This is a genomic window from Paraburkholderia sp. (genome assembly GCF_035656215.1).
GTDB lineage: Bacteria > Pseudomonadota > Gammaproteobacteria > Burkholderiales > Burkholderiaceae > Paraburkholderia.
In genome coordinates this window covers 1-26734 of record NZ_DASRSY010000062.1, presented here as the reverse complement: position 1 = coordinate 26734, position 26734 = coordinate 1, and the positions used below count along the sequence as shown (strand labels likewise).

At 61.6% G+C, this 26734-nt stretch carries 24 protein-coding genes; 7 read left to right on the top strand and 17 right to left on the bottom strand.

The annotated features are described in order from the left end of the window. Positions 1-45: 45 nt before the first annotated feature. From gshA to VFE81_RS03535, 3 genes are all read right to left on the bottom strand, one after another. Positions 46-1335: a glutamate--cysteine ligase gene (gene gshA, locus VFE81_RS03545; protein ID WP_325043265.1), complete on the bottom strand. Its 1290-nt coding sequence runs from the start codon at positions 1333-1335 to the stop codon at positions 46-48. Between the two features lie 239 nt (positions 1336-1574). Beyond that, positions 1575-3083, bottom strand: coding sequence for an ammonium transporter (locus VFE81_RS03540; RefSeq protein WP_325043264.1), 1509 nt, complete (start codon positions 3081-3083; stop codon positions 1575-1577). A 43-nt stretch (positions 3084-3126) separates the two neighbouring features. After that, positions 3127-3465 carry a P-II family nitrogen regulator gene (locus VFE81_RS03535; protein WP_006048089.1) on the bottom strand — a complete coding sequence of 113 codons (339 nt, stop codon included), beginning with the start codon at positions 3463-3465 and terminating at the stop codon, positions 3127-3129. A 397-nt stretch (positions 3466-3862) separates the two neighbouring features. Between VFE81_RS03535 and VFE81_RS03530 the strand changes: the two genes are divergently transcribed. After that, entirely contained in the window at positions 3863-4120 is a 258-nt protein-coding gene (locus VFE81_RS03530; protein ID WP_169485370.1) for an accessory factor UbiK family protein, read from the top strand. A 120-nt stretch (positions 4121-4240) separates the two neighbouring features. Further along, the gene (locus VFE81_RS03525) at positions 4241-5860 is read left to right on the top strand and encodes a YifB family Mg chelatase-like AAA ATPase (RefSeq protein ID WP_325043261.1); all 1620 of its coding nucleotides are present in this window, start codon (positions 4241-4243) and stop codon (positions 5858-5860) included. A gap of 331 nt (positions 5861-6191) precedes the next feature. Here the strand turns inward: VFE81_RS03525 and VFE81_RS03520 are convergent, their stop codons facing one another. Then, positions 6192-6860: a hypothetical protein gene (locus VFE81_RS03520; protein ID WP_414695543.1), complete on the bottom strand. Its 669-nt coding sequence runs from the start codon at positions 6858-6860 to the stop codon at positions 6192-6194. Positions 6861-7032: 172 nt separating this feature from the next. Between VFE81_RS03520 and VFE81_RS03515 the strand changes: the two genes are divergently transcribed. Then, a complete protein-coding gene (locus tag VFE81_RS03515) occupies positions 7033-7563 on the top strand; it encodes a TlpA disulfide reductase family protein (protein ID WP_115781725.1) in 531 nt (176 codons plus the stop codon). Between the two features lie 89 nt (positions 7564-7652). Here the strand turns inward: VFE81_RS03515 and VFE81_RS03510 are convergent, their stop codons facing one another. The 8 genes from VFE81_RS03510 to ugpQ all read right to left on the bottom strand — a co-directional run bounded on the left by VFE81_RS03510 (position 7653) and on the right by ugpQ (position 17835). Further along, entirely contained in the window at positions 7653-9005 is a 1353-nt protein-coding gene (locus VFE81_RS03510) for a sigma-54 dependent transcriptional regulator (protein WP_325043260.1), read from the bottom strand. A 16-nt stretch (positions 9006-9021) separates the two neighbouring features. Continuing rightward, positions 9022-11070, bottom strand: a complete 2049-nt coding sequence (locus tag VFE81_RS03505) for a sensor histidine kinase (protein ID WP_325043259.1) — start codon at positions 11068-11070, stop codon at positions 9022-9024. 46 nt (positions 11071-11116) lie between these two features. Beyond that, positions 11117-12397: a dicarboxylate/amino acid:cation symporter gene (locus VFE81_RS03500; protein ID WP_325043258.1), complete on the bottom strand. Its 1281-nt coding sequence runs from the start codon at positions 12395-12397 to the stop codon at positions 11117-11119. A 441-nt stretch (positions 12398-12838) separates the two neighbouring features. Next, positions 12839-13909, bottom strand: a complete 1071-nt coding sequence (locus tag VFE81_RS03495; RefSeq protein WP_325043257.1) for an ABC transporter ATP-binding protein — start codon at positions 13907-13909, stop codon at positions 12839-12841. A 32-nt stretch (positions 13910-13941) separates the two neighbouring features. Next, positions 13942-14733 (bottom strand): ABC transporter permease, encoded by a 792-nt coding sequence (locus VFE81_RS03490; RefSeq protein ID WP_325043256.1) that lies wholly within the window; start codon positions 14731-14733, stop codon positions 13942-13944. Beyond that, entirely contained in the window at positions 14730-15668 is a 939-nt protein-coding gene (locus VFE81_RS03485; protein WP_325043255.1) for an ABC transporter permease subunit, read from the bottom strand. The genes VFE81_RS03490 and VFE81_RS03485 overlap by 4 nt, the downstream gene beginning before the upstream one ends. A 160-nt stretch (positions 15669-15828) precedes the next feature. Continuing rightward, positions 15829-16941: an ABC transporter substrate-binding protein gene (locus VFE81_RS03480; RefSeq protein ID WP_325043254.1), complete on the bottom strand. Its 1113-nt coding sequence runs from the start codon at positions 16939-16941 to the stop codon at positions 15829-15831. Positions 16942-17049: 108 nt separating this feature from the next. Further along, positions 17050-17835, bottom strand: a complete 786-nt coding sequence (ugpQ, locus tag VFE81_RS03475) for a glycerophosphodiester phosphodiesterase (protein WP_325043253.1) — start codon at positions 17833-17835, stop codon at positions 17050-17052. A gap of 566 nt (positions 17836-18401) precedes the next feature. Here ugpQ and VFE81_RS03470 point away from each other — a divergent pair. Beyond that, on the top strand, positions 18402-19172 hold the full coding sequence (locus VFE81_RS03470) for a DeoR/GlpR family DNA-binding transcription regulator (protein ID WP_325043252.1): 771 nt from the start codon (positions 18402-18404) through the stop codon (positions 19170-19172). A gap of 134 nt (positions 19173-19306) precedes the next feature. Here the strand turns inward: VFE81_RS03470 and VFE81_RS03465 are convergent, their stop codons facing one another. Then, positions 19307-20974, bottom strand: coding sequence for a Na/Pi cotransporter family protein (locus VFE81_RS03465; RefSeq protein WP_325043251.1), 1668 nt, complete (start codon positions 20972-20974; stop codon positions 19307-19309). Between the two features lie 240 nt (positions 20975-21214). On the opposite strand from VFE81_RS03465, the gene VFE81_RS03460 reads away from it, so the two are divergent. Further along, positions 21215-21898, top strand: coding sequence for an HAD family hydrolase (locus tag VFE81_RS03460; RefSeq protein WP_325043250.1), 684 nt, complete (start codon positions 21215-21217; stop codon positions 21896-21898). 109 nt (positions 21899-22007) lie between these two features. On the opposite strand, the gene VFE81_RS03455 is transcribed toward VFE81_RS03460, so the two are convergent. From VFE81_RS03455 to tauA, 3 genes are read right to left on the bottom strand one after another with little or no spacing between them, the layout of a single operon-like run. Further along, on the bottom strand, positions 22008-22877 hold the full coding sequence (locus VFE81_RS03455) for an ABC transporter permease subunit (RefSeq protein WP_325043249.1): 870 nt from the start codon (positions 22875-22877) through the stop codon (positions 22008-22010). After that, positions 22874-23680, bottom strand: a complete 807-nt coding sequence (locus VFE81_RS03450; RefSeq protein WP_325043248.1) for an ABC transporter ATP-binding protein — start codon at positions 23678-23680, stop codon at positions 22874-22876. Before VFE81_RS03450 ends, VFE81_RS03455 begins: the two co-directional genes overlap by 4 nt. A 41-nt stretch (positions 23681-23721) precedes the next feature. Beyond that, positions 23722-24744 carry a taurine ABC transporter substrate-binding protein gene (tauA, locus tag VFE81_RS03445; RefSeq protein ID WP_325043247.1) on the bottom strand — a complete coding sequence of 341 codons (1023 nt, stop codon included), beginning with the start codon at positions 24742-24744 and terminating at the stop codon, positions 23722-23724. Between the two features lie 274 nt (positions 24745-25018). Between tauA and VFE81_RS03440 the strand changes: the two genes are divergently transcribed. Both VFE81_RS03440 and VFE81_RS03435 read left to right on the top strand, forming a co-directional pair. Further along, positions 25019-25465 carry a hypothetical protein gene (locus VFE81_RS03440; RefSeq protein WP_325043246.1) on the top strand — a complete coding sequence of 149 codons (447 nt, stop codon included), beginning with the start codon at positions 25019-25021 and terminating at the stop codon, positions 25463-25465. A gap of 56 nt (positions 25466-25521) precedes the next feature. Continuing rightward, positions 25522-25656 (top strand): hypothetical protein, encoded by a 135-nt coding sequence (locus tag VFE81_RS03435; RefSeq protein WP_325043245.1) that lies wholly within the window; start codon positions 25522-25524, stop codon positions 25654-25656. A 116-nt stretch (positions 25657-25772) separates the two neighbouring features. Here VFE81_RS03435 and lipA read toward each other — a convergent pair whose 3' ends face one another. Further along, positions 25773-26732: a lipoyl synthase gene (lipA, locus tag VFE81_RS03430; protein WP_325043244.1), complete on the bottom strand. Its 960-nt coding sequence runs from the start codon at positions 26730-26732 to the stop codon at positions 25773-25775. Between the last annotated feature and the right edge of the window lie 2 nt (positions 26733-26734).

Here is a 26734-nt window from a genome sequence, read left to right as displayed (position 1 = left end):
ATGACGATGGCGGCACGCATGCCGCCATCGCCCACCTCGCGAGGCTTAAACCTGAATCGCTTCCGGATCGGTCTTTTCCAGTTCGACGGATGCGGCCAGCAACCCAAGCCGCGCCACCACGCCGTACATATAGAAGCGGTTCGGCACCGCCGCGCCGGGCTTGGCGTGCGCATCCGGCAGCGCCGTATGCTCGAAACCGAGCGGCACGAAGTGCATGCCGGGTGCGTTCAGATTCTGATCGCGCTCGCGGCTGCCGTGCACGCGGTAGAAGCCGCCCACCACGTAACGGTCGATCATATACACCACCGGTTCGGCGACTTCCTCGCCAATCCGCTCGAAGGTGTACACGCCTTCCTGCACGATCACGTCATGCACTTCGAGGCCGTCTTTGGTGGCGGCCATCTTGGCGCGCTCGCGCTTGGTAAGCGCGGCCACTTCCGACGCGTCGTGCACAGTCATCACGCCCATGCCATACGTGCCCGCATCCGACTTGATGACGACATACGGTTTCTCGGAGATGCCGTACTCGCGATACTTCTTGGCGATCTTCTTCAGCACGCCGTCGATCGCGTCTGTCAGCGCTTCCTCACCGGTGCGCTCCTGGAAATCGACCCCTTCAACGTGTGCGAAGTACGGATTGATCATCCACGGATCGATCTCGACCATCTTCGCGAACTTCTTGGCGACGTCGTCATAGCAGGAGAAGTGTGTCGATTTACGGCGAACGGCCCAACCGGCATGCAGCGGCGGCAACAGATACTGCTCGTGCAGATTTTCCAGTATGGGCGGAATGCCGCCCGACAGGTCATTGTTCAGCAGAATCGAACACGGGTCGAAATTCTTCAGGCCGAGGCGCCGCGGCGAACGCTCGAGCGGTTCGAGCACCAGCTTCTGTCCGTCGGACAGCGCGATCGTGACCGGCCCGACGATGCTTTCGTCGAGCGTACCGAAACGCACGTTCAAGCCCGCCTGACGCATGATCGCAGCCAGACGGGCGACATTCTCGAGATAAAACGCATTGCGCGTATGGCGCTCCGGAATCACCAGCAGATTCTTCGCGTCCGGGCAGATCTTCTCGATCGACGCCATCGCGGCCTGCACGGCGAGCGGCAACACTTCTTGCGGCAGGTTGTTGAATGCGCCGGGAAACAGATTGGTGTCGACCGGCGCGAGCTTGAAACCCGCGTTACGCAGATCGACTGAACAGTAGAACGGCGGTGTGTGCTCCTGCCATTCGAGCCTGAACCAGCGTTCGATGGCGGGCGTAGCGTCGAGGATCTTCCGCTCGAGATCGAGCAGCGGGCCGTTTAACGCCGTAACTAGGTGCGGAACCATTGATCACTCGCAGACTGGAGAAAAAAGATTGTAGTGCAAATGCTTTGTCCATTTGGGGACGGTTTCTCCATTCGCAAGCCGATGCGAATGCATTCTCGCTATCGCCATGATAGGCGGGAAAAACTCTTGTTAACAAGATAGCCAGCAAGAAAAAAGCCCGCCATAAAGGCGGGCCAAAGTCGCTGCGCTTCATTCCGATCCGTCAAGCCTTGGAGCTCGACTTTGCGTACAAACAGTCCTTATTCGACGTGTTCGCCGTGCAGGCTCACGTCCAGGCCTTCGCGCTCCTGTTCTTCCGTCACGCGGATGCCCATCACCATGTCGATGCTCTTCAGCAGGATGTAGCTCACCACGCCGCTGTAGACCAGCGTCGTCAGCACGCCCTTGGCTTGCAGAATGACGCTGCCGTCCGCGCCGCCGATGTCCTTGACCGCGAACACGCCGGTCAGGATCGCACCCACGATACCGCCGATGCAGTGCACGCCGAACGCGTCAAGCGAATCGTCGTAACCGAGCTTGTGCTTGAGCCACGTTGCCGACCAGAAGCAGATCACGCCTGCCGCGATGCCGATCACGAGCGAGCCCGTCATACCGACGAAGCCTGAAGCCGGCGTAATCGCCACCAGACCCGCCACGGCACCCGACACGATACCGAGTACCGACGGCTTCCCCTTGGTTGCCCATTCGGCGAACATCCATGCGAGTGCGGCTGCGGCGGTTGCTACTTGCGTTGCGAACATTGCGAAACCGGCACGGCCGTCTGCCGCCACTGCCGAACCTGCGTTGAAGCCGAACCAGCCTACCCACAGCATGGCGCCACCGATCAGCGTGAGCGTCAGGTTATGCGGCGCCATTGCTTCCTTGCCGTAGCCGACACGCTTGCCGAGCACCAGCGCGCAGACCAGCGCCGCAATACCGGCGTTGATGTGCACCACCGTGCCGCCTGCGAAGTCGAGGATGCCCGCGCTAGCCAGCCAGCCGGTCGGTTCCCAGACCATGTGCGCGATCGGCGAGTAGACGATGATCGACCACAGCGTCATGAACACTAGCATCGCCGAGAACTTCATGCGATCGGCAAACGCACCCGTGATCAGCGCGGGGGTGATGATCGCGAACGTCATCTGATAGACGACGTAGACCGTTTCCGGGATCGTCGGTGCGAGGTGGCTGACGGTCAGCGTCGTGGCCTTGTCGCCCTTGATGTAGTTCATGCCCGCCATGAAGAAGCGCGAGAAGCCGCCGATGAACGAGTTGCCCGGCGTGAAGGCGAGGCTGTAGCCCACCACCACCCAGATGATCGACACAAGGCAGGTGATCGCAAAGCTTTGCATCAGGATCGCGAGCACGCTCTTCTTGCGGACCATGCCGCCGTAGAACAGTGCCAGACCCGGGATCGTCATGAACAACACGAGCGCGGTGGAGGTCAACATCCAGGCGGTGTCGCCCGAATTGATCTTCGACGAATCGACCGAGAACGGCGCGGTCGGTGCGGCAGGCGCGGCGTCCGATGCTGCCGGCGCGGCTGCTGCGGCGCTGGCAGCCGGAGCAGCGGACGCATCAGCGGCCGGTGCCGAAGCCGCGGCGGTAGCAGGCGCGGCCGAGGCGTCCGGCGCCGGCGCGCTCGCCGTCGTATCGGAAGCCGCTGCCGAGGCGGCTGCGGGGGCGGAAGCGTCGTCCGCGAGGGCGGCGCCGATACCGCCCGCGAGCAGCGAACCGGCCATCAGCAAAGACATCAATAAATTGCGCATCTTCATTTCCTCTTGTCGCTATCTGTGTCGCTATATTTTGGTATTACAGAGCGTCCGCGCCGGTCTCCCCGGTGCGAATCCGAATCACTTGCTCGATCGGCGTGACAAAAATCTTGCCGTCGCCGATCTTGCCGGTGCGTGCCGCGCGTTCGAGCGCCTCGATCGCCTGGTCGACGATGTCGTCCGAGACAGCGGCCTCGATCTTCACCTTCGGCAGGAAATCGACGACATACTCAGCCCCCCGATACAGTTCCGTGTGGCCCTTCTGACGGCCGAAACCCTTGACTTCGGTCACCGTGATGCCCGAGACGCCGATGGCCGACAAGGCTTCGCGCGCCTCATCGAGCTTGAACGGCTTGATGATTGCGGTAATGAGTTTCATGAAATCCCTCGCTAAGTTGCGTAACCCGTTGCGTAACCCTGTTTGCGTACCTGTAACCGTTCGCGTGGTCTCGTTCCGCTGCCGGTAAAAAGCGCCTGGCAGTGCGCGCGGGGCAGTAACAGCAACTCGCGTGCCATGTTGTGTCAGACTTCGTCTGGGAGCACGCTGCAACGGGGCGCAAGCGGCCCTGGCTGGATGGCCAGCGTTGGCGGGGCACGCTGGCGCGGCGCATGGATCGTTGCTAGAGTGTTCGAAGGCTTTCAACGTTTGAGCACGCACCAAACGGGCTCATGCGGCAGCGGCACTCAACCGGTCATGCACCAAGACAGCCCATCCGGCGTGACAAAGCACAGACGCAACGAAACATGCACATTTTTTGTGCACCAAAGGGAACACCATGAAACAACCGAACGATGTCTTTAACGATTTTCAGGCCCGCATGAGCGAGCTGTTCAAGAACTCGCCGGCCAAAGATGTCGAACGCAACGTGAAAGCCATGCTGTCGCAGGGCTTTTCCAAGCTCGACCTGGTCACGCGCGAGGAATTCGATACGCAGACCCAGGTGCTGGTGCGCACCCGCGCGCGCCTCGAAGAGCTGGAGCGCCGCGTCGCCGAGCTCGAGCAGAAGCTGCCGGTCACAACGCAAGCATCCTAAGGCTTTGCTCGCAGCGCTTTAGCTGCGTAGTGCTGCACATCACTGGCAAGCGAGCCGTGACGTCATCAGCGTTTTAGGGGACTCGCGCGCGCCTCAGCGCGCCGTCCGACGGGAGAAAACATGTCGCTTGCCGTGGTGCGCAGTCGCGCGCCGGCCTCTGGCCGCGCGCCCGAAGTAACCGTCGAGGTTCACCTCGCGAACGGATTACCCTCTTTTTCGATCGTCGGCCTTCCAGATATGGAAGTGCGCGAAAGCCGCGAGCGCGTGCGCGCGGCGCTGCAAAACTGCAGCTTCGATTTCCCCGTGCGGCGCATTACTGTCAATCTCGCGCCAGCCGATTTGCCAAAGGAGTCCGGCCGCTTCGATCTGCCGATCGCCTTAGGCATTCTGGCGGCGAGCGGGCAGATTCCGGCCGAGTCGCTCCTGCATCGTGAGTTCGCCGGTGAACTGTCACTGACCGGGGCGCTACGACCGATGCGCGGAGCTTTCGCGATGGCCTGCGGGACAGCTCGCAGCGGTGCGTCTCCCGGCGGCCTCGGCGGCGGCTCTACTTTTGCCAGTGCGCCTAGTCGTATTACGTCGGGTGAACCGGCGACGCCCGAAACGTCCGCTCAATACACGCCACAGCTCTACCTGCCTGCTGCAAGTGCGGCCGAGGCGGCGCTCGTGCCCGGCGTCGATGTCTACGGCGCCACCGACCTGCCGTCGCTGTGCGCGCATCTGGCCGGTGCGCCCGACGCCCGGCTCTACCCGGTCGCGGCACCCGACCTCAGTGAGACCGCACGCGCCGCCGTTCCCGATATGACCGACGTAATCGGCCAGCGTGGCGCACGCCGCGCACTTGAAGTCGCCGCGGCCGGTGGACACCACGTCTTGCTGGTCGGGCCGCCAGGCGCCGGCAAATCGATGCTCGCCGCTCGCCTGCCAGGCCTGCTTCCGCCCATGACCGACGACGAAGCACTCAGTTCGGCAGCCTTGCTTTCCGCCAGCCGGGCCGGCTTTACGCCTTCGCAATGGCGGCAACGGCCGTTTCGCGCGCCACATCATTCGTCGAGCGCACCTGCGCTGGTCGGCGGGCGCAATCCGCCGCAGCCCGGCGAGATCACCCTGGCGCATCTGGGTGTGCTGTTTCTGGACGAGCTGCCCGAATTCGACCGCCATGTGCTGGAAACCCTGCGCGAACCCCTCGAGGCCGGTCGAATCACAATCTCGCGCGCCGCCTTGCAAGCGGATTTTCCGGCAGCCTGCCAGTTGATCGCCGCGATGAACCCTTGTCCGTGCGGATGGCGCGGCGACCCCAACGGCCGCTGCCGCTGCACGCCGGAGATCGCGGCGCGTTATCTGCGCAAACTGTCCGGGCCGCTACTCGACCGGATCGATATCCAGATCGAGATTCCGGCGCTCACGCCGACGGAGTTGTCGGCACGTTCCACTGTCACCGGTGAAACCAGCGCGACGATCGCCCTGCGGGTGAATGCCGCTCGCGAGCGGCAACTGGCGAGGCAGGGCAAAACCAATCGGGAGCTGGGCGGACGGGAAGTGGACGAGGTCTGCCGTCCCGACGCAGCCGGTGAAGCTTTGCTCCGTCAGGCCGGCGAGCGCTTCGGCTGGTCGGCGCGTGCTTACTACAGGGTTCTGAAGGTAGCGCGAACCATCGCCGACCTCGCCGGCACCACCATGCCAAGCGCCGCGCAGATCGGTGAAGCCGTTCAATATCGCCGGGCTTTTGGGTCGGTATAAGGCGAAAAATCTACTGTCAAGACTTGACTTATGCACATACGCGCGTTCCAGATAAATTTTGAAACATCTGAAAGACGCACGGAAGCCTGCATCCAAAAGGCATTGATTTGATTGGATTTTTTCGACTGCCCTGAGTAGGCTTGATCTGACAGAATGCCCACGGGATGGGCGTCTGAGGCAAAAAATGCGAAGTTCTCAACAGAGTTATCCACAGGCCTTGTGAGTAACCAAAAAACTTCAACGTAAACCGGGAATTAGCGCGCGATGCTGCGAAGGAACTTTCACTGTGTACTCTAATCTCTCGCGCGCCGACCGGCCAAACCTACCACGCTCAATACAGTTGGAACGACGAAAAAAACTGGTCGATCTGCTCCTGTTGCAGCGGCTTGGAAGCGATGATCGCCGCCTGATACACATGCCTGCCACGTGCGACCAGCCGCGCATAGACGGTTCGCGTTTCGTGCTGCGTACCGGCCTCACCGGTCAGCTTCATTTCCAGACCCAGCACCTGACCGCCGGCGGCGAGCGGAATTTGCACCGCGTGCGCGTCCGGCGCGGCGCCCACGTTGCGGGCCAGGCCGGTGCGCAGGAATTCGAGGGCTGCGCGCTGCGTCGCCTCGTTGTCGTTCGGTAGCATCACGGTGCCGACCGCGAATACGGCATCACCGGCTTCGGCCGTCTGCATCACCATCTGCATCGGCGTGCCGCCAATCTGGACTGCGCGCTGATCGTTGCCTGGCTTGGCCGGCAGATCGACGGTGTAGCCATTGTCGTTATTCATGATGGTGCGCCAGTCGAAAGTCGGCGAACACGCCGCCAACGCGCCGCCCAACGCCAGCGCGCAAGCCATCGTGCCGAGTACGGCACGCGCACGCTGCAAGCGGGAAGCGGCGCCGGCCGGGCGGCCGCCGGCCAGGGAGAAACTTGAGAATCGGCTAACGGAACGGTCAAACGGGATTATCGAGATCTGGGCGAGGAAACGAAAAGCGGTTCGGAGCATGGGAACGGAAGATCGGGCTGACAGGAACGTAAAACCCCATTATCCCCTCCCGAGCCGCCCTCTGCCGCGCGACCGGAATGGGGCTACAATAGCGACGCCAAGCAATACCGGGTTTAAAGCCCAAGCCGAAGCACTGTCCCGCGCGTTCTGCGCGACTCTCGAGGTTCCGTTCATGAGTTCCACCCCGTCAACCGCCGCACGGCGCGCGAATCCGATTCGCACCATCATCATCGCCGTCGTGGCCGTCGCGATTGCGATTGCCGGCTATTTCGCGTTTGCCGGCCAGCAGCGCGTGCCCGATGCGACCTTCACATTGCTGTCGGGCCAGAAAGTCTCGACCGCCGACCTGAAAGGCAAGGTCTATCTGGTCAACTTCTGGGCAACCAGTTGCGATACCTGCATGAAAGAAATGCCGCAGATGGTCCAGACCTATAACCGCTTCAAGGGCAAAGGGCTCGAATTCGTCGCCGTCGCGATGAACTACGACGCGCCGATGTACGTGGCCAACTACACGCAAACGCGCCAGCTACCGTTCAAGGTTGCGATGGACGACGGCTCGGCCGCCAAGCAGTTCGGCAATGTCCAGCTTACGCCGACCACCTTCCTGGTCGACAAGGACGGCAAGATTCTGAAGCGCTACGTCGGCGAGCCGCAATTCGCGGAACTCGACCAGTTGCTGGAAAAAGCACTGAACGCGGCCTGATTGCCGGCTGACTGCCAAGTAACGCTTGAAGTAAAGCGCTCTGATTCAAACACGCCGGCGTCGCACGTCGCCGCCGGCCCTTCAAACCCTCACCGCTCCCCCTCCCCTTTGGCCGCAAGGCCATATCGCTTGATCTTCTCGTAGAGCGTCGCCTTTCCAAGCTGCAGCTTGTCTGCCGCAACCGCGACTACACCGCCAGCTTGCTCCAACGCCTCCGCGATCACCGCCCGTTCGAATTGCTCGACACGTTCTTTCAACGGTTGGGGCGCTGCGCCATCGTCGGCGAAAGACATGACCGGATCGTCGGCCACGCCGAGCACGAAACGGTCGGCGGCATTGCGCAGTTCGCGCACATTCCCTGGCCATTCGCGCTGCATCAGGCTCGCACGCTGCCGGTCCGTGAGAATCGGCGCGGGGCGTTGGTAACGCACTGCTGCATCCAGCAGGAAGTGCTCGAACAATGGCACGATGTCCTCGCGACGCTCGCCCAACGGCGGCAGCGCGATCGTCACCACGTTCAGCCGGTATAACAAATCGCGACGGAATGAGCCGTCGGCAACATGCTCGACCATGTCGCCCTTCGCGGCGGCCACCACGCGGCAATTCACGCGAACCGGCTGATTCGAGCCAAGCCGTTCCAGCACGCCGTCCTGTAATACGCGCAGCAGCTTGACCTGCAACGCGAGCGGCATACTCTCGATTTCGTCGAGGAACAGCGTGCCGCCCGAAGCATGTTCGAGCTTGCCGATCCGCCGTTTTGCCGCGCCGGTGAAAGCACCGGGTTCGTAGCCGAACATTTCCGATTCGAACATCGGCTCCGGTAACGCGCCGCAATTCACCGCGATAAACGGTTTGTCACGCCGCGGCGACAGCTCATGCAGACTGCGCGCGATCAACTCCTTGCCCGCGCCGGTGTCGCCGTTGATCAGCACCGACGCGTCGGTCGGTGCGATATTGGCGATCAGCCGCCGCACCTGCTCGATCGCCGGACTATGGCCGATGATGCGCGGCGCCACCGTGTTCTGCCCGGCCAGCTCACGGCGCAGCGCGAGGTTTTCCAGCACCAGCTTGCGCCGCTCCAGCGCACGTCGCACGGTTTCGATCAGACGCTCCGATGCGAACGGCTTTTCGATGAAGTCATACGCGCCGTCACGCATTGCCTGCACGGCCATCGAAATGTCGCCGTGACCAGTGACCAGGATCACCGGCACGTCGGGCGCGCACTCATGACATTGCGCAAGCAGCTCCAGCCCGCTCGCGCCAGGCAAGCGAATATCGCTGACGATCACACCGGAGAAATCCGCGCTGATCATCTTCGCGGCGGATTCCGCCGAGGCATGGCCGATCACGTCGAAGCCCGCCAATTGCAAACTCTGCACGCTGGCGCGCCGGACCAGTTCGTCGTCTTCGATGTACAGCACTTGCAAGCCTTGGTTCAGCATGGGGTTCTCGTCTGATTCAGGAACCCGTGGTGAGCGGGTCCGATGTGTGGCTCGTCTGCACGCGCGCGCGGCGCAGCGTCAACACGAATAATGCACCGCCATTCGGTGCATTGCGCGCCACCAGTGTGCCGCCGCAGTCGCGCGCAATCGACGATGAAATCGCGAGGCCGAGCCCCAACCCATGACCCATTTCCTTCGTCGTGAAGAACGGTTCGAACAGACGCGGCAGCACATCGTCGGGAATGCCCGGGCCGTTGTCGCGCACGGCGAACGACACACTCGACTCAGAGGCTTCGATGTCGATCGAAATGCGCGGCGGAGTCATCCCCTCCGTTGCGTCGAGCGCGTTGCCAAGCAGATTGATGAGCACCTGTTCGAGGCGCAGATCGTCGCAATGGGCAATCAGCTCGGGATGATCGTCGGCGAGATTCAGCGGCGTGCGCGCGCCCGCATTGGCATTGGCATTGGCATTGGCATTGGCATTGGCATCGGCATCGGCATCGGCATCGAGCAAAACGAACTCGACTTCGACGCCTTGCAGGCGCTTTTGCAGCAGCGCGATGACGTTGCGCAACGCTCGCATGATCGGCGCGCGCGCGCTGCGCGGCCGCGCGCGTCCGACGAACAGCTTCAACTGATTGGTGATCTTGCCCATGCGCTCGGTGAGCGCCGCAATCGCTTCGAGATTTTCGCGCGCCGAGGCCTGGTCGCCGCGTTCGAGCAGCACGCGCGTGTTGTCGGAGAAACCGCGCAGCGCCGCGAGCGGCTGATTCAATTCATGCGTAATGCCCGCCGCCATCTGACCCAGCGCGGCGAGCTTGCTGGCCTGGATCAGTTCATCGTGCGCCGCGCGTAGTTCCTGTTCGGCGCGCGTACGCTCGGCGACTTCCTTCTGCAACTGTTCATTCGCCTGAGACAGATCCGCCGTGCGCTCCGCGACCCGCTGGTTCAGTTCGGCGTAGGCTTTTTGCAGCAACGCCCGACTGCGCATCACTTCGCGCACCCGGGCGCGGCGCATTCTCCAGTAGAACGCAAACAACACCAGCGACACGTATCCGAAACCGGTAACGATGGTTGCGTTGCGCGCGTCGGCGTCGACCGGATCGACGGGTGACATGGTGATCAGATGCCAGTCCGGCTCGCCCATGCCGCGCCGCGACGCGAGATAGCGCGGCGCATAGCGGCCACCGCCGATGCGCACGATCTGCGCGTTGCCTTCGAGCGTGCGTTCGATCGTCACCGGCAGCGGCGCGATCGGCTGCTGTGCGTACTGGCGCGCCTGATAGATCGAATCGGCGACCTGTCCCGACAACGGCCGGATCGTGTGATATTTCCACGCCGGCATCGACGACAGAAAGATCACACCGTGATCGTCGGTGACAACCAGAGGCTCGAACGCATCCGTGCCCTGAAACCATTCGAGATCAAGTTTAACGACCGCCACGCCGACGATCTTGCCGTCACGCCGCACCGGTTGCGAGATGTAGTAACCCGGCGCCTGCGAAATCGTGCCGATGCCGAAGAAGCGGCCCACGCCACCCTTCACTGCATCGAGAAAATACGGCCGGAATTGATAGCCCGCGCCGATAAAGCTGCCCGGCCCGTGCCAGTTGCTCGCGGCGACGCAATAGCCGTCGAGCGGAATGATGTAGGTGACCGTTGCCCGCGCGTGGCGGTTGAGGTCTTCGAGATAGAGATTGGCGCGCTCGACGTTGGCTGGGCTGGGATTGACCAGCACGTCTTGCACAATGGGATGTTCGGCCAGCAGATAAGGCAGCGATTCGTAACGCTCGAGTGTGCTTTTCAGCGCGCTGGCGGTGCGATCGACCCGCACCGCGGCGTTGTGCCGCAAATTGTCGATGCCGCGTTGCCACGCGATGCTGTACGTGAGCCCGCACGCCGCCACGAGCCCGGCGACGAGCGCGAAGAGGATCAGCAGGCGGCGCGTCACGTTGGCAATTCCCGATCGGAGAGGATCGGATATTGTGGCATAAGGCGACGCGCCCTCGGCGCGAGCTTCGTCGGCCGAGGGCGCGGGGGTACGGCGCGCGGCCGCCGTTTTCATACGTAGACCTCCGCGGCCGTGATCGGAGTCGTGTGGCTGACCCGGCTTAAACCCCAGCCGGCTCCTTGACCGCCACGTCACCCCGCAACGCGGCGTTCAGCTTGTTGCGGTCCAGTTCCTTTTCCCATGCCGACACGACCACCGTCGCCACACCGTTGCCGACGATGTTCGTCAGCGCGCGGCATTCGCTCATGAAGCGGTCGATACCGAGAATCAGCACCATGCCCGATAGCGGAATGGTCGGCACCACAGCGAGCGTTGCGGCCAGCGTGATGAAGCCTGCGCCCGTCACACCGCTCGCGCCCTTCGACGTCAGCATCGTCACCGCCAGCAGCGTAAGTTGCTGCGTCCACGTGAGGTCGGTGTTCGTTGCCTGAGCGATGAACAGCACGGCCATCGTCATGTAGATGTTAGTGCCGTCGAGATTGAACGAGTAACCGGTCGGCACCACGAGGCCCACCACCGAGCGCGAGCAGCCGAGCTTTTCGAGCTTCAGCATCAGCTGCGGCAGCGCGGCTTCCGACGAGCTCGTGCCCAGCACGATCAGCATCTCTTCCTTGATGTACGCGACAAAACGCAGAATGTTGAAGCCCACCGCACGCGCGATGATGCCGAGCACGACCACCACGAACACGATCGAAGTCAGATAGAAGGTGCCGATCAGCTTGAGCATAGGCAGCAGCGAGCCGATACCGTACTTGCCGATCGTGAACGCCATCGCACCGAACGCGCCGATCGGCGCCAGCTTTGTAATGATGCGCACGATGCCGAACAACACATGCGAGAGTCCGTCGATAAAGTTCGTGACGACCTTGCCCTTTTCACCAGCCGTGGCCAGCACTGCGCCGAACAACAGCGCGATCAGCAGGATCTGCAGAATTTCACCCTGTGCGAACGCCGACACGAGCGTGTCCGGAATGATGTGCATCAGGAAGTCGACCGTGGTCTGCCCATGCGCCTTGGCGGCATACGACGCGACCGCCTTGCCATCGAGCGTGGCCGGGTCGATATTGAAGCCGACGCCCGGCTTCAGCACGTGCGTGGCGATCAGGCCGAGCACCAGTGCAAACGACGAGACGATTTCGAAGTACAGCAGCGCCTTACCGCCGACGCGCCCGACCTTCTTCATGTCTTCCATGCCGGCGATACCCGTCACCACCGTACAGAAGATGATCGGCCCGATCACCATCTTGATCAGCTTGATGAAGCCGTCGCCGAGCGGCTTCATGTCGACCGCGAAGTCCGGCGAATAATGGCCGAGCGCGATGCCGATGATGATCGCCACGATCACCTGGACGTACAGCACTTTGTGGATAGGTTTCTTCACGATGTTTCCTGCGATATGGGTGAGCTCAAGGCCTGCCACGCTGCGCATCATGCGAACGAATACTCGTCGCACCTGTGCACGGCATCAGGCCGCGACAAGACGACGAATTCAGAAATACCGGGAAGGGAAATCAGACATCGTTGTCTCCTTGCTTTAGTTGTCGGACCGTTGCGGCCGCGTGATCTAAATTGCAAGGTCGATGCCAGCTTGACGAAAAGCGAATCGCTTTGATTTTTATAGGTTTTTTGGCGTGTTACAGCACCCGCCGTCCGGGATTCCGGAAATCCGGACGAGGGGCGTCGGGGAATCCGGAATCCGTCGAGGCGATAAGTCCGGGAAAACCCGGAGGGCCTTTCGGGCTGCGGCTTTCGCCTGTTTCAGCCGAAACCGCTCAGCCTGTACGCGTTGTTATCGCTCACGCCTGACACGGCTGTTCGACTTCTATGCACCGCCCTCTTCCAGCACCAGCAAGTTCTCATGCGAGAAGCCGAGCGACACCGGTTGCCCCCGTTCGGGCAAGCCGCGGTTCGGGTCGTTGAACACATCGAGTGAAATGACCGCATCCTTCACGCGCGTTCTGATGCGTACCACTGCGCCGAGGAAATTCACCTCTTCGACCGTGGCGTTCAGCGTATTGCGGCCGGGCGCGGCCGGCTCCAGCACGATTGCTTCGGGCCGCAGCGCGAGCATGCGCTTCTTGCCAGCGTCATCCGCCGGAAGTTCTTGCGTGGTGGTCAGCTCCTGACCGTCGACGGCCATCTTGCCGGTTTTCGGGTCGATCACGTGCCCCGCCAGAATGTTCAGCGTGCCGACAAACGACGCGACAAAACGCGTGCGCGGATAGTTGTAGATCTCCGAAGGCGATCCGATCTGCTCGACGCGCCCCTCGTTCATCACCACAATGCGGTCAGAAATCGACAGCGCCTCTTCCTGATCGTGCGTCACGAAAATTGACGTGATACCCAACTCTCGCTGCAACGCGCGAATGTCTTGCCGCAACGAAATACGAATCTTCGCGTCGAGCGCGGAGAGCGGCTCGTCGAGCAACAGCACCTGCGGCTTGCCGGCCAGCGCGCGCGCCAACGCCACGCGTTGCTGCTGACCACCCGACAATTGCCACGGATAACGCTCGCCGAGATGCGGCAGCTTGATCAGTTGCAACATCTCCTCGACGCGCCTGCTGATCTCCGCCTGCGGACGGTGGGTGATCTTCAACCCGAAGCCAATGTTGTCGGCCACCGTCATGTTCGGAAACAGTGCGTACGACTGAAACACCATGCCGACCTTGCGCTGCCGGGTCCGAAGGTGCGTCACGTCCTTGTTGTCCAGCCGGATGATGCCGCGCGTCGGCGTTTCGAAGCCGGCGATCATCCGCAGCACCGTGGTCTTGCCGCAACCGGACGGTCCTAGAAACGTGATGAATTCGCCGCGTTCGATCTTCATGTCGAAGTGATGCAGCGCCGTGTTCGCCCCGAAGGACTTATGCAGATTTTCGATCTCAAGGAATGCCATGATTCGCTGCCTTAGTCGGTCAAATGAGTCCGTCAAATTTTCTGGCCGCTAAGCGCGCGTGCCGAGCCGAATACCTGAATCAAACCCATCGACGCCCATGTGATCACGAACGCAATGATCGCGAGTGCCGACGGTTCATACGCGCGGTTCGCACCGATCAATTGCAGATACGGACCGAATGCGGGCCGGTCGAGCAGACTCGCCAGCGTGAACTCGCCGATCACCACCGCAAAGGTGAGAAACGCGCCGGACAGAATGCCCGAGCGGATATTCGGGAAGATCACCTTGAACAGAATCGTCGGCCAGTTCGCCCCGAGACATTCGGCGGCTTCGGTCAGCGAGCGCACGTCGACCGCGCGCAAACCGGCGTCGACCGCGCGATACATGTACGGCAGCGAGAGCGTCACGTAACCGAATACCAGTAGCAGGTCGGTTGCGCGTTCGTTGCCGGTGAGCGGCAAAATCGAACTGCTGTTATAGATGCGCAGATAGCCAAACACGATCACGATCGCCGGCACCACCAGCGGCAACAGCGTGATGAATTCGACGACGGGCCGCAGTCTCGGCAGCCGCAACTGCACGTAGTACGCGGTCGGCACCACCAGCAGCACACCGACAATAATCGTCAGCACCGCCATCAGAATCGAATAGCCGAACGAGGCCTGAAAACGTGGATCAGTCAGCACCACGCTATACGCTTCGAAGCTGTAGACGCCGCGCTTCATGCGCAGGCTGAATTCGAATGTGGCGAGCAACGGAATCAGAAAGTACAGCGAACCGACGATCATCGCGGTCCACGCGCCCACACGCGATTGGCTTTTCATCGACGCCCCCTTTCCGCGCGTGAACGCAACCAGATGTAGCCGCCATTCGACAGCCCGGTCACAAGCACCATGCCGAGCGCGAGTGCGTAACCGAGGTTCTGGTTGTGCATCACGTCGCCGCGAATCTGCGCGTACAGCAGGATCGTGACGATATTCAGCGAACTGCCGGTCAGCGCGTAAGCCGTGGCGACCGCGCCGAATGAGTTGGCGAAAAGCAGGAGCGTCGCGCCAAGCACGCTCGGCCACAACACCGGCAACGCGACGTGGCGCCAGTATTGGAAGGCCGTGCCGCCGAGGCAGTCACAGGCTTCACGCCATTCGCGCTTCAGGCCGTCGAGCGCGGGCGTGACGATCAGCACCATCAAAGGAATCTGGAAGTACAGGTAAGTCAGCGTCAACCCGGAAAAGCTCAAAACGCTGAAGCCCGTCGAGTACAGATTGAGGCCGAGGTACTTCTTCAGCAATACGGTCACGAGACCGACGCGTCCCAGCGTGCAGATGAAAGCAAACGCGAGCGGCACGCCGGCAAAATTCGAGGCGACGCCGGAGAACGTCATCAACGTAGGACGAATCCAGCCAGGCAATTTGCCCTGCACCGCCGCCCACGCGAGCAGCGAGCCGATCACCGCGCCGCCGAGCGCGGAAGCGGCACTTACCTTGAAGCTGATCCAGTAGGCGTCCATTACCGTGGGCTGGAGCAGGTCGCGAAAGTTGCCGAGCGTAAAGTGGCCTTGCGAATCCTGAAATGCGCCGACCATCAGAAAGCCGGTTGGCAGAATCAGGAACAACAGCGCGAAGGTAAAAAACGGCACCACGCCGATCCAGGCGAGGAACTGCGACGCGCGGCCCGGACCGTCGACGCGAGGCGTTGGCGTGGGCACAGGCGGAACCAGCAATTCCGGCTGCACGGATCCAGCATCCGATGAAGCGCTCATAGCTCACCCTTGGGGCTTTCTGGCTAACGCCTGACCCGCCCCGCTCTCGTCGAGCGACGCGTCACCTTTGAATCTGCGTGTTGCGGTTAGCAACGGCGGCGTGTGCAGCATGCGATTGATCGCTGCTTCGCTGCCGCCGTAACCGCGTGTGCCGCGACGATTACTTGACGTTCGCGCCGACCGCTTCGTCCCAGTGCTTCGTGATGGTGTCTTTGTAGGCGTCCTGTTGGGACAGCGTCGGGAACACCACATTCTTGTACGACGACGGCGGCGGCAGCTTGTCGAGCAGAGCCTGCGGCACCTTTTTCGCTGCCACCAGTTCGTTGTAGCGCATCGGATGGCAATAGCCGGTCAGCCAGCCGATCTGGCCTTCGTCCGAGTACAGGTATTCCATCCACAGCTTGGCGGCATTCGGATGCGGCGCGTAGGCGCTGATCGCCTGAACGTACACACCGGCGACTACGCCCGTCTTCGGAATCACCACCTGCACCTTCGGATTGCCCTTCAGCGTGTCGCGGTCGGCCAGCGCGTTGTAGTCCCAACGCACGACGATCGGCGTGGTGCCTTGCGCAAGCGATGCGGCCTTGCCGATCACCGGCACGAAGTTGCCGTTCTTGTTCAGGTCGGCAAAATATTTGAGGCCGGCCTTGTCGGCCTTGCTCACATCGCCCTTGCTTTGCGAGAGGCCCGCGGCGAACACGGCCTGGATCGCCTGATTGGCCGTGCGCGGGTCGCCCGCCAGCGAAACGGCGTTCTTATAGTCCGGCTTGAGCAGATCGCTCCAGTCTGACGGCGCCTTGTCGATCATGTCGGCGTTCACTTCAAACGACAGCACGCCGTAGTAATCGCCATACCAATAGCCGTCGGCATCTTTCGACTCTTTCGGAATCGAGTTCCACGAAGCGACCTTGTACGGCTGCAGCAAACCTTCGGCCTTCGCGGTCGGACCGAACGACAGACCCACGTCGATCACGTCGGGCGCTTGCGGGCCCTTGTTGCCCTTGTTCGCCTTGATGGCTTCGACTTCGTCGCCCGAACCCGCATCCGGGTTTAGCTCGTTGATCTTGATACCGTATTTCTTCTGAAAACCGGCCACCAGTTGACCGTAGTTGCACCAGTCGTGCGGCAACGCGATCACGGTGAGTTGACCTTCCTGCTTGGCGGCGGCAACCAGTGCGTCGAGCGGCGCGGCCGAAGCGCTGCTCACGCCGGCTGCGGCAACACCCGCAGCGGCCGACATCGAAAGTAAACGAGCTAACGCGGTGCGCTTCATAGTCTTCCCCATCCTCTGCCGAAATTGCTACGTTTGGAAAATTTCTAGTTTCTAGCTCTATGGGCGCACGCTTGGGCAAGCTCGCACCCGCGCCATGCTCAGTCCGGCTCAGTCTGGATTCGACCGCGCCGAAAACATGTCGTGTTCCAGTCTATCGATGCGATCTGTACAAATCATGTCGACACCCCATTGCGCAAGCAATTGCGCACGCGCCGCGTCATTCACCGTGTAGGCCAGCACGCGCAATCCGGCCGCCTTGATCTCGGCGACCAGTGGTTCGGTCAGATACCGGTGGCTCGCATGCAACGACACGCAATCCAGTTCTCTTACGATGCGCAACCAGTCAGCCGGGATCTCTTCGAACAGCATGCCGCGCTGCAGTGAAGGCGCCGCGTCGCGCGCTGCGGCGAGCGCCTCGAACGAAAACGATGACAGAAGCGGCGGCGTCTGCCCTTGCCACAAAGTCAGTGCGCCGCTTGCAACCAGGCGCCCGGTGATCTCATCCCGACCCGGACACGGTTTGATCTCGATGTTCGCAGCAATGCCGTCCCGCGCGCAACGTCCTGCGGCCTCGGCAAGCGTGGGCAGGTGCGTGCCGGCGAACTGCGGCCCAAACCAGGCGCCGGCGTCGAGCGCGGCCAGTTGTTCCCACGTGTGTTCAGCTGCGGCGCCATGGCCGTTGGTCGTGCGTTCCAGCGTGTCGTCGTGCAGCAGAAAGAGCTGGTTGTCGGCGGAGAGCTTGGCGTCGAATTCGACCATGCGGTAGCCGTAGCGCACGCACGCGTCGAAACCGGCCAGCGTGTTTTCCGGCGCCATCGTGCCGCCACAGCGATGCGCAATCAGCCTCGGATAGGGCCAGTCTGCGGATAAGGTGCGATCAATCCCGTTTCCCACGTCTCGTTACCTTCCAGATAGAGCGGGTTAAATATGCTCTCGACACGTTCCCGGCTGCCACTGCCGCCATGCCACAACTGCGCCTTGCAGCCTTTTACGCGTGAGCCCCGCGCGTAGTATCGCGCCAATGGGCGGCGCTGTGGTAGCTAGCCGCACGGCCAATGCCGTGCGTCATCCCACCCGCGACAGCGCTGCAATCCTATTGTCAGGATGCCGAACCGTGTGACTTCCAGGCAGCGCCGCGTGCAGCAGTTAATTGTTCAGACGGCAAATCCCAGGATTCATTATGGCAACGACATGGGTCAGTCAAATTGCCAAAAAACGCCGCGAAATGCTCGAAATGAGACATTTCAATTCCTTTTCGAACATTTGATGTTCGAAACAGGCGCCACGTTTCGATCTGCGAAGGCTAAGATGAAATACACAAACTTGCAAGCTGCCAAAAAAATACAACACAATTCGGCTAAAGTAGTACGCTTGACATCGTCTGGACACACATCCGTGGCCACGATGGCGTCATTAAAAACAAGCCCTGCGAACGCGCGTTCGCATCCAAGGAAAAATGCATGTGGCAGGAAGACCGTCATCAGAGAATTCGCGCGTTGCTGTCGACGCTTCAACGCGTGTCGACCGAACGGATCATGGCGGACCTTGGGGTGTCGCGCGAAACCGTGCGGCGCGATCTGCTCGACCTGGAAGCGCTCGGCGCACTGAGACGCGTGCACGGCGGCGCGATCAAACCTGCCGACGAGGCGCCCATCGCCGAACGCGCCCACATGCGTGTCAAATCCAAAACGGCGATTGCCAAGGCGGCCACCGGTTTGATTGCGAGCGGCCAGACACTTTTCATCGACGCCGGCACCACCACTGCGGCGCTCGCTGAAGAGCTGGCGAAACTGGCGAACCTGACGATCGTCACCAACTCCATCGACGTCGCGCTGAAAATGCGCGGCGCCGTGGATCAAACGGAAGCGGCCAACGAAGTGATCCTGCTGGGCGGCTCGATCAGCGATCGCGCAATGGCGACGACCGGCGCCACCACCGTGCTCGACATCCAGCGCTATCGTGCGGACATGGCCTTGCTCTCGCCGGTCGGCATTGACCATCGGCATGGCGCGACCAATTACGATCACGCTGAAACCGAAGTGGCGCGCGCCATGGTGGCTAACGCAGACCGCGTGGTGATCCTCGCCGACTACAGCAAGATCGGACAGCGCAGCCGGATCTCGTACTGTCCGGTCGATCGGATCGATGTGCTCGTGACCAACAAAAAGGCGGCCGAAGCCGCCGACTTTGCATCGCTCAAAAAGAAGCTGGAAGAGATCGTTCTGGCTTAGGACGCGGCATGTTCGGGGCTTCGCGTGAACATTGCACGAGAAGAGCGCTGAAGGCGCTCTGCGCGAGCGGCCGCATGCAGCATGCGTAGGTGACGACCTATAAGCGACGCTTGCGGCCAACGACTGCGGTCCGGCTATTCCTTCACATGTATCGTGTCGAGCACGCGCTTGCGCAAGCGCGTGTCGTGCAGCGCGCCGGCTGCGTCGAGTACTGGATAGGCCGTCGAACAGAACAGCGAATTGAGCCGCTTCATGTCGCTGATCAGGTCCAGATGCAACGCGCTGGTTTCGATGCTGCGCAAGGTTTGTCCGGCGAGCCGGTCCAGGTGTTTGTATGAATACGCCCGCTCCAGATCGCGAAAGCGCTCCTTCTCCGCCAGCAGCTGCTCGGCGCAACGCAGATCGTTATTCAGAAACACCGAGAGGCCGAGCTGCAGATTGCTGACGAGCCGTGCCTGCAGATCGTCCAGTTCGCCCAGCCCCTCCTCCGAAAACGACAGCCGGTGCGCGATCTTCTTTTCCTCGATGTCGCGGACGATCCGTTCGATGATGTCGCCCGCATGCTCCAGGTTGATCGTCAACGAGATGATGTCGGTCCAGCGGCGGCTATCTGCTTCGTCGAGTTGCTCTCGGGAAATCAGCGTCAGATAGTTTTTGACCGCGGCGTAGAGCTCGTCCACGTCGTCGTCCATACGGATCGTTTCGCGCGCCTTCTCCAGGCTATTTTGATGGATCAGGTCCGCGACGTTATCGAGCATGGTTCGCACGATGTCGCCAATACGCAGCACCTCGCGGGCGGCGTGCGCGAGTGCGAGCGTAGGCGTGGAAAGCGCGGCGGCGTCCAGATGCAGCGGCCGCAATTCGCCGTTGGGCAACGGCCGGTCCGGCAACACCCGCGAGCAGATGCGCGCCACCGGATCGATCAGCGAAAGGCACGCACAACAACGCAGTGTGTTGTAGATCACATGAAAGCCAACCACCGCTTCGCGAGGATTCGCGATCAGCACCGGCAGCCCGCGTGCAAGCAACGGCGCGAACGGCAGGATCAGCAATGCGCCGGCCAACTTGAACGCCAGACTGCCCATGGCCAGACGCCGCGCCGCCGTGTTCTGCGCGAGCGTGCCCATCAGCGCCAGCAAGCCGCTGCCAAGGTTCGCGCCGATCACGAGACACAGCGCCACCTTCAGTGAGATCACGCCGGACGAGGCGAGCGTCGCCGTCAGCAGGACCGCCGCGAGGCTCGAATAGGACAGCACCGCAAATGCCGCGCCGACCAGCGCGTCGAGCATCGTGTCGCCGGTCAGCGCACCGAACATCACGCGCACGCCGGCGCCTTGCGTCATCGGCTGAGCGGCTTCGACAATCAGGTGCAACGCCAGCAGGATCAAACCGAGCCCGATCAGCGTACGGCCAACCTGGCCGATGCGCGTTTGCTTGCGCGACAGAAAGAGCGGCACACCGACCAGAATCAGGATGGGCGACAGCCACGACAGATCGAGCGTGAGCAAGCGTGCCATCAGCGCGGTGCCGACGTCGGCGCCAAGCATGATCGCGAGGCCGCTGGTGAGCGGCAGGAGACCTTGCGCAGCGAACGACGTGACGATCACCGTCGTGGCATTGCTGCTCTGCACGAGGCTCGTGACGCCAACACCGGCAAGGAAGGCACGCCAGCGACTACTGGTGCTGCGCCCGAGGACGCTGCGCAGATCGGCGCCGAGCACGCGCAGGATGCCGGTACGTACGATGTGCGATCCCCACACGAGGAGCGCCACACCAGCCAGAAGGTTAAGGAGAATCAACATAAGGCACTGCGCATCCGTTCCTGCTGCCATGACCCGAACCGCATGCCGCGCAAACTGGCACCCGGGGTGTTTATGACAGTAGTGTTGCACATTTTTGCCTTATTGTAATTTTGTGCTTTTAAATATACGCTCGTGCCACACTGTGAATTGCTATGTTGCTATGTGCCGGCTCATCGTCCGGAGCGCGATCGCCGGGTCACTTAGCTTGCCCACTTCATCACGACATCACGAGGACTCTGGATGAACCGCAACCTTGCGCTGTTCGACCTGGACCATACGCTGCTGCCGCTCGACAGCGATCAGGCGTGGGCTCACTTTATTGCCGGATTGGGCATAGACGGCGCTGCACAGCACGCGGAAGAAATCGACGAGTACTACAGGCAGTATGTGGCCGGCACGCTCGACATGGCCGCCTATTTGAACTACACATTGGCGCCGCTGGCTCGCCATTCGCGCGAGCAGCTCGACGCGTGGCATGCGCAGTTCATGAAGGATGTGATTGCGCCGGCAATCCTGCCGGCCGCGCGCGAACTCGTGCAACGTCATATCGAAGCAGGCGATCTATGCTGCATCGTCACCGCCACCAACGTGTTCATTACGAAGCCGATCGGCCAGGCACTCGGCTTCGAACATCTGCTGGGCATCGACCTCGGCACCGAAGGCGGCGATCCTTTGGCGCGCTTTACCGGAAACGCCGTCGGCGTGCCGACCTTCCGCGAAGGCAAGATCACACGCACAGAGGACTGGCTGGCTTCGCTCGGCCATCATCTGCAGGATTTTCCGCAGAGCTGGTTCTATAGCGATTCGATCAACGACGTGCCTTTGCTCGAGCGCGTCACGCATCCGGTCGCGACCAATCCCGACCCGCGTCTGCGCGCCATTGCCACGGAGCGCGGCTGGCCGGTGATTGAATTGTTTCGCTGAAAGCTGGCTGCGACTTGCCTGAGCACCTGGCGGAAGGCGGCTTCCACTTGCCACCGGTATCAGAGGCGTTTCCTCTCGCTTGCGACTGGTGCCGCCTGGACCGCACTCACTACACACGCCCCTTCCACGGCACCAGCCGCCGCTCCAGCGCACGCATGCCAAGATCGAACAACCACGCGATCAGTCCGATCAGCACGATGCCCATCACCACCACATCGGTACGCAGAAAGCTCGACGCGTTGAGCACCATCTGACCGAGACCAGCGGTGGCCGCGACCATCTCGGCGGCAACCAGCGTCGTCCAGCCGAAGCCGATTGCAATCCGCAAGCCCGTCAGGATCTCAGGCAACGCCGCCGGCAGGACCACAAAGCGCACGATCTGCGCGAAGTGGCCTCCCAGCGAATACGCCGCATGAATCTGCTCGATGGTCGCGCTGCGCACGCCGGCACGCGCCGCCATCGCAATCGGCGCGAAACAGGCGAGGTAGATCACGACGATCTTCGCCGTCTCGTCGATACCGAACCAGATCACCACCAGCGGCAGATACGCAAGCGGTGGCAATGGCCGGTAGAACTCCAGCGGCGGATCGAGCAAGCCACGGACAACCCGGCTCACGCCCATCAAGATCCCGACCGGCACCGCCGTGACCGCGGCCAGCGCAAACGCGCCGAACACGCGCAGCGCACTCCATGCGAGATGCTCGGAGAGCGGCAAGCCACCTTGAATGCGTCCGTGCCAGGCGTCCAGAAACGCGGCCCAAACGGCCTCGGGCGTCGGCAGAAATAGCGGAGGCAGCCAGTGCAGATGCGTGGCAAGCCACCACAGCGCGGCGAGCGTCGTTACCGAGACCGCGCTCAGCGCCGCGGTCGGACCTTCGCCCGGTAAGCGCCAGCCGCGCACCGGGCGCGCTTTACGTCGCGGCGGATCGCTTGCCGGGGTCAGAGGCACGTTACCCAAAGATTCGCGCGAAGCCGTCACGACAGCACCTCTTCCTGATTTCGTTCAGTCCGTTCGTGGAGACGGCGCACTAGCCGTTCACGCCATTCGATAAACTCCGGCGACGACTTGATCTCGCGTGCATCGCGAGTCTCGAGAAAGCGCCGCGCAAATGGCAGGTCGTAGCTCTCGGCGATACGGCCCGGCCCCGGTGTCATCACGACCAGGCGGGTCGCCAGAAACAATGCTTCCTCCACGCTGTGCGTAATGAAGAACACCGTTTTGCGTGTGCGCCCCCAGACGTCCAGCACGAGTTCCTGCATCGACTCGCGCGTCATCGCGTCGAGCGCGCCCATCGGCTCGTCCATCAGCAGCACTTGTGGATCGCTTGCCAGCGCGCGTGCAATGCCCACGCGCTGCTGCATTCCGCCCGACAGCGCGTAGACGCGCGAGCGCGCATGCTGCTCGAGCCCAACCAGCGCCAGCATCTCCAGCGCGATGCGCTCGCGCTCCGCCTTCGGCACACGCTGAAAACGCAAGCCGAGCGCAACATTACCGAGCACGTCGAGCCAAGGCATCAGCGCATACTTCTGGAACACGACGCCGCGGTCAGCGCCGGGTCCAAGCACGGGCTCACCGTTCAGACGCACCTCGCCTTCGGTCGGCTGAATGAAGCCGGCGATGGCGTTCAGCAAGGTCGTCTTGCCGCAACCGGACGCACCCAGTGCGACGACGAATTCGCCGGGTTCGATGCGCAGATCGACGTCAGCGAGCGCGATGTGCGGCGCCGCGCCGCGTGCGCCTTCGTAGGCGACATGCAGCCGCCGGATCTCAAGACCGCTCATCGCCGTGCCTCATGATGCTGATGGATGACCAGGTTCAAAAGTTAATGCGCCGCGCGCTGCACAAACTGAGGATCGACACCGGTCGAGTAATCGGCCAGCACGTTCTGAATCGTGCCTTGCGTCTTCAGGAACGCAGCGGTTGCCGCCAGCGATTTGGCCGCGCCGGATTGCGCACCGCCACCAAGCCAGGCATTCGACGCCTGCTGGGCCGGCGTCGGGAACGCATACAGCGCAAGGCTCGCCGGTACTTCCTGTGCGGTGGCGCCCGATTCCTTCGCAACCGCCTCGATCTGCGGCGACGTCGCGGTCCACGCCGACGTGTGATCACGGTAGCTCGCGTCGGTCGCGGCCAGCACCTTCACGAAGCGCGCCACGAACTCCGCGTTCTGGCTAGCGAACTTGCGGTCGACGACAAAGCCGTCGAACGTCGCCTTACCGGTTTGCTGTGCAACCTGACCCGACGTGATCAGCACCTTGCCGTTTTTCTTCACCTTCGCCAGAACGGGATCCCAGATGTAAGTCGCGTCGATGTCGCCGCGTTCCCACGCCGCCGCGACTTCAGGCGGACGAAGATTCACGATCTTCACATCGGACGGATTCACGCCGGCATTCTGCAGTGCGACCAATGTGTGAAAGTGCGAAGTGGACACGAACGGCACACCAATCTTCTTGCCCTTCAGACCGGCGACACTGGTGACATTCGAACCGTCACGCGCGACCAGCGCTTCGGCGTCGTTGATGTTGTCCAGAATCCAGAACAGCGAAATATCGACGCCCTGCGACAGCCCGGCCGCGATCGGGCTCGACCCTGCTTCGCCGAGTTGCACCGAGCCGGAAGCCAGTGCACGAATCACGTCGGCGCCGCTGCCGAGCTTGCGATAGGTGACCTTGTAGCCGGTGGCCTTTTCCACTTCGCCGGTTGCCTGTGCATAGCGCCACGGTACAACCATGTCCTGATACGCGATCACAACTTCTTTGGTGTCGGCGTGGGCAGCGGAAGAAAATGGCGCGGACAGCGCGAGCAGCGTAGCGAACGCGGCGAGCGGGCGAAGGAAGCGGTTCATCGGGAAGCCCCTTTAGTGTGTGTTGTCTGGAAGGCCTTCGACTATAGGGAGTTTGTCCGCGGACCGTTCTAACTAATCCACGATTGCTAATGACGCTGTTCGAGCATTGCTTTTCACGTTGAGTTGGATCGGTGTGACTGTTTTGGTCGGCAGTACATGGGCTCTAGCGAATGGTTACGGATTGGGATGCCTTTGCACAAGCTGGCCATTCGGCGGATTGTCGCACTGCCGCGGCAGCGGCATGATCAGCGGGTTACCTTCAATTCGCATTCTTATGGTCGATTTTCTTAACCGCTTGAGCTGGTTATTTTTCAATGTCGGCGTGCCTGTTTTTGCGCCGATCGCATTACTTCCTCTATTGAACTTTTCGCGCTACTACCGGCACGCGGCGCGAGGTATTACGCGGCGATCCATTCAGGATGGCCAGCTTTTCTGGGTCGTCATTTCGATGTGTGCCAGCGCATGCTACGAGATTGGTAGTGCTTTGAGCGAAGCGCCGACGCGCAGCACGTTGGCGCTCATGTTGGCCGCACTTCTCTGGCACGTGCTCTTCATCGTCGCAGCGTCAATACTGGTGTGCCTGGGCGCGGCCGATGCAGCGGCTTGCCCAGCACGTCATGGGAATGAACAGAAGCGTGGCGGACGGTTGATGTGGTTTTCGTTGCTCATAACCGTTGTCGCCGCAGCCTCCTTCTCCATATCTCATTATTCGTTTACCTAACTAATTTTCGGCGCGCTGGGCTATACTTTTCACCTAGTTTCACAAGGAGATCCAACATGCCCAATTTGATCGACCGCCTCATCGAAGACCGCGCACTGCGCGATCGCTTCATCCTCTTTCTTTACCCGTTCACGATCATCGGCGGAATGATATCCATTGCTTGCAGTCTGCTCGCACGTTACTACCGTTAGGCAACGCAGGCAGATCGCAGGGCGGAACTGCTGAACCGCCCACTCCTGCCCTCCAAAAAAACAAAGCCCGCAACAAGTGCAGGCTTTGTCTTTTCAAACTACTTCGTCTCAACCGCTCAAACCACCCCGGCTCCATGCGCCTGCAAATCGGCGTGGTAGCTCGAGCGAACCATCGCGCCCACCGCTGCATGCGTGAAGCCCATCTTGTACGCTTCTTCCTCGTACATCTTGAATGTGTCCGGATGCACATACGAGCGCACCGGCAGATGGTGCTCTGACGGTTGCAGGTATTGACCGATCGTCAGCATGTCCACGTTGTGCTCGCGCAGATCGCGCATCACTTGCAGGATTTCTTCTTCGGTTTCGCCAAGTCCGACCATCAGGCCCGACTTGGTCGCGACGTCTGGGTGCAGCGCCTTGAAGTCCTTCAGCAGCTTCAGCGAGTGCGCGTAGTCCGAGCCGGGGCGCGCTTCCTTATACAGACGCGGTACCGTTTCGAGGTTGTGGTTCATCACATCAGGCGGTGCGGCGTTCAGAATGCCGATCGCGCGATCCAGACGGCCGCGGAAGTCCGGCGTCAGTATTTCAATACGAGTTTCCGGCGACAGTTCGCGCGTCTGACGGATACATTCCACGAAGTGAGCCGCGCCACCATCGCGCAAATCGTCACGGTCGACGCTCGTGATCACCACGTACTTCAGCTTCAGCGCGGCGATCGTGCGAGCCAGGTTGCCCGGCTCATCCACATCGAGCGGATCGGGGCGGCCATGGCCGACGTCGCAGAACGGACAGCGGCGCGTGCACTTGTCGCCCATGATCATGAACGTCGCCGTGCCCTTGCCGAAGCATTCGCCGATGTTCGGGCAGCTCGCTTCTTCACACACCGTATGCAGGTTGTGCTCACGCAGAATCTGCTTGATTTCAGAGAAGCGCGAATTGCCGGTGGCCGCTTTGACGCGAATCCAGTCCGGCTTCTTCAGCTTTTCGATCGGGATGATCTTGATGGGAATACGGGCGGTTTTGGCTTGCGCTTTCTGCTTCGCGGTGGCGTCGTAGGCAGCGGCGGTAGCCGGCACGG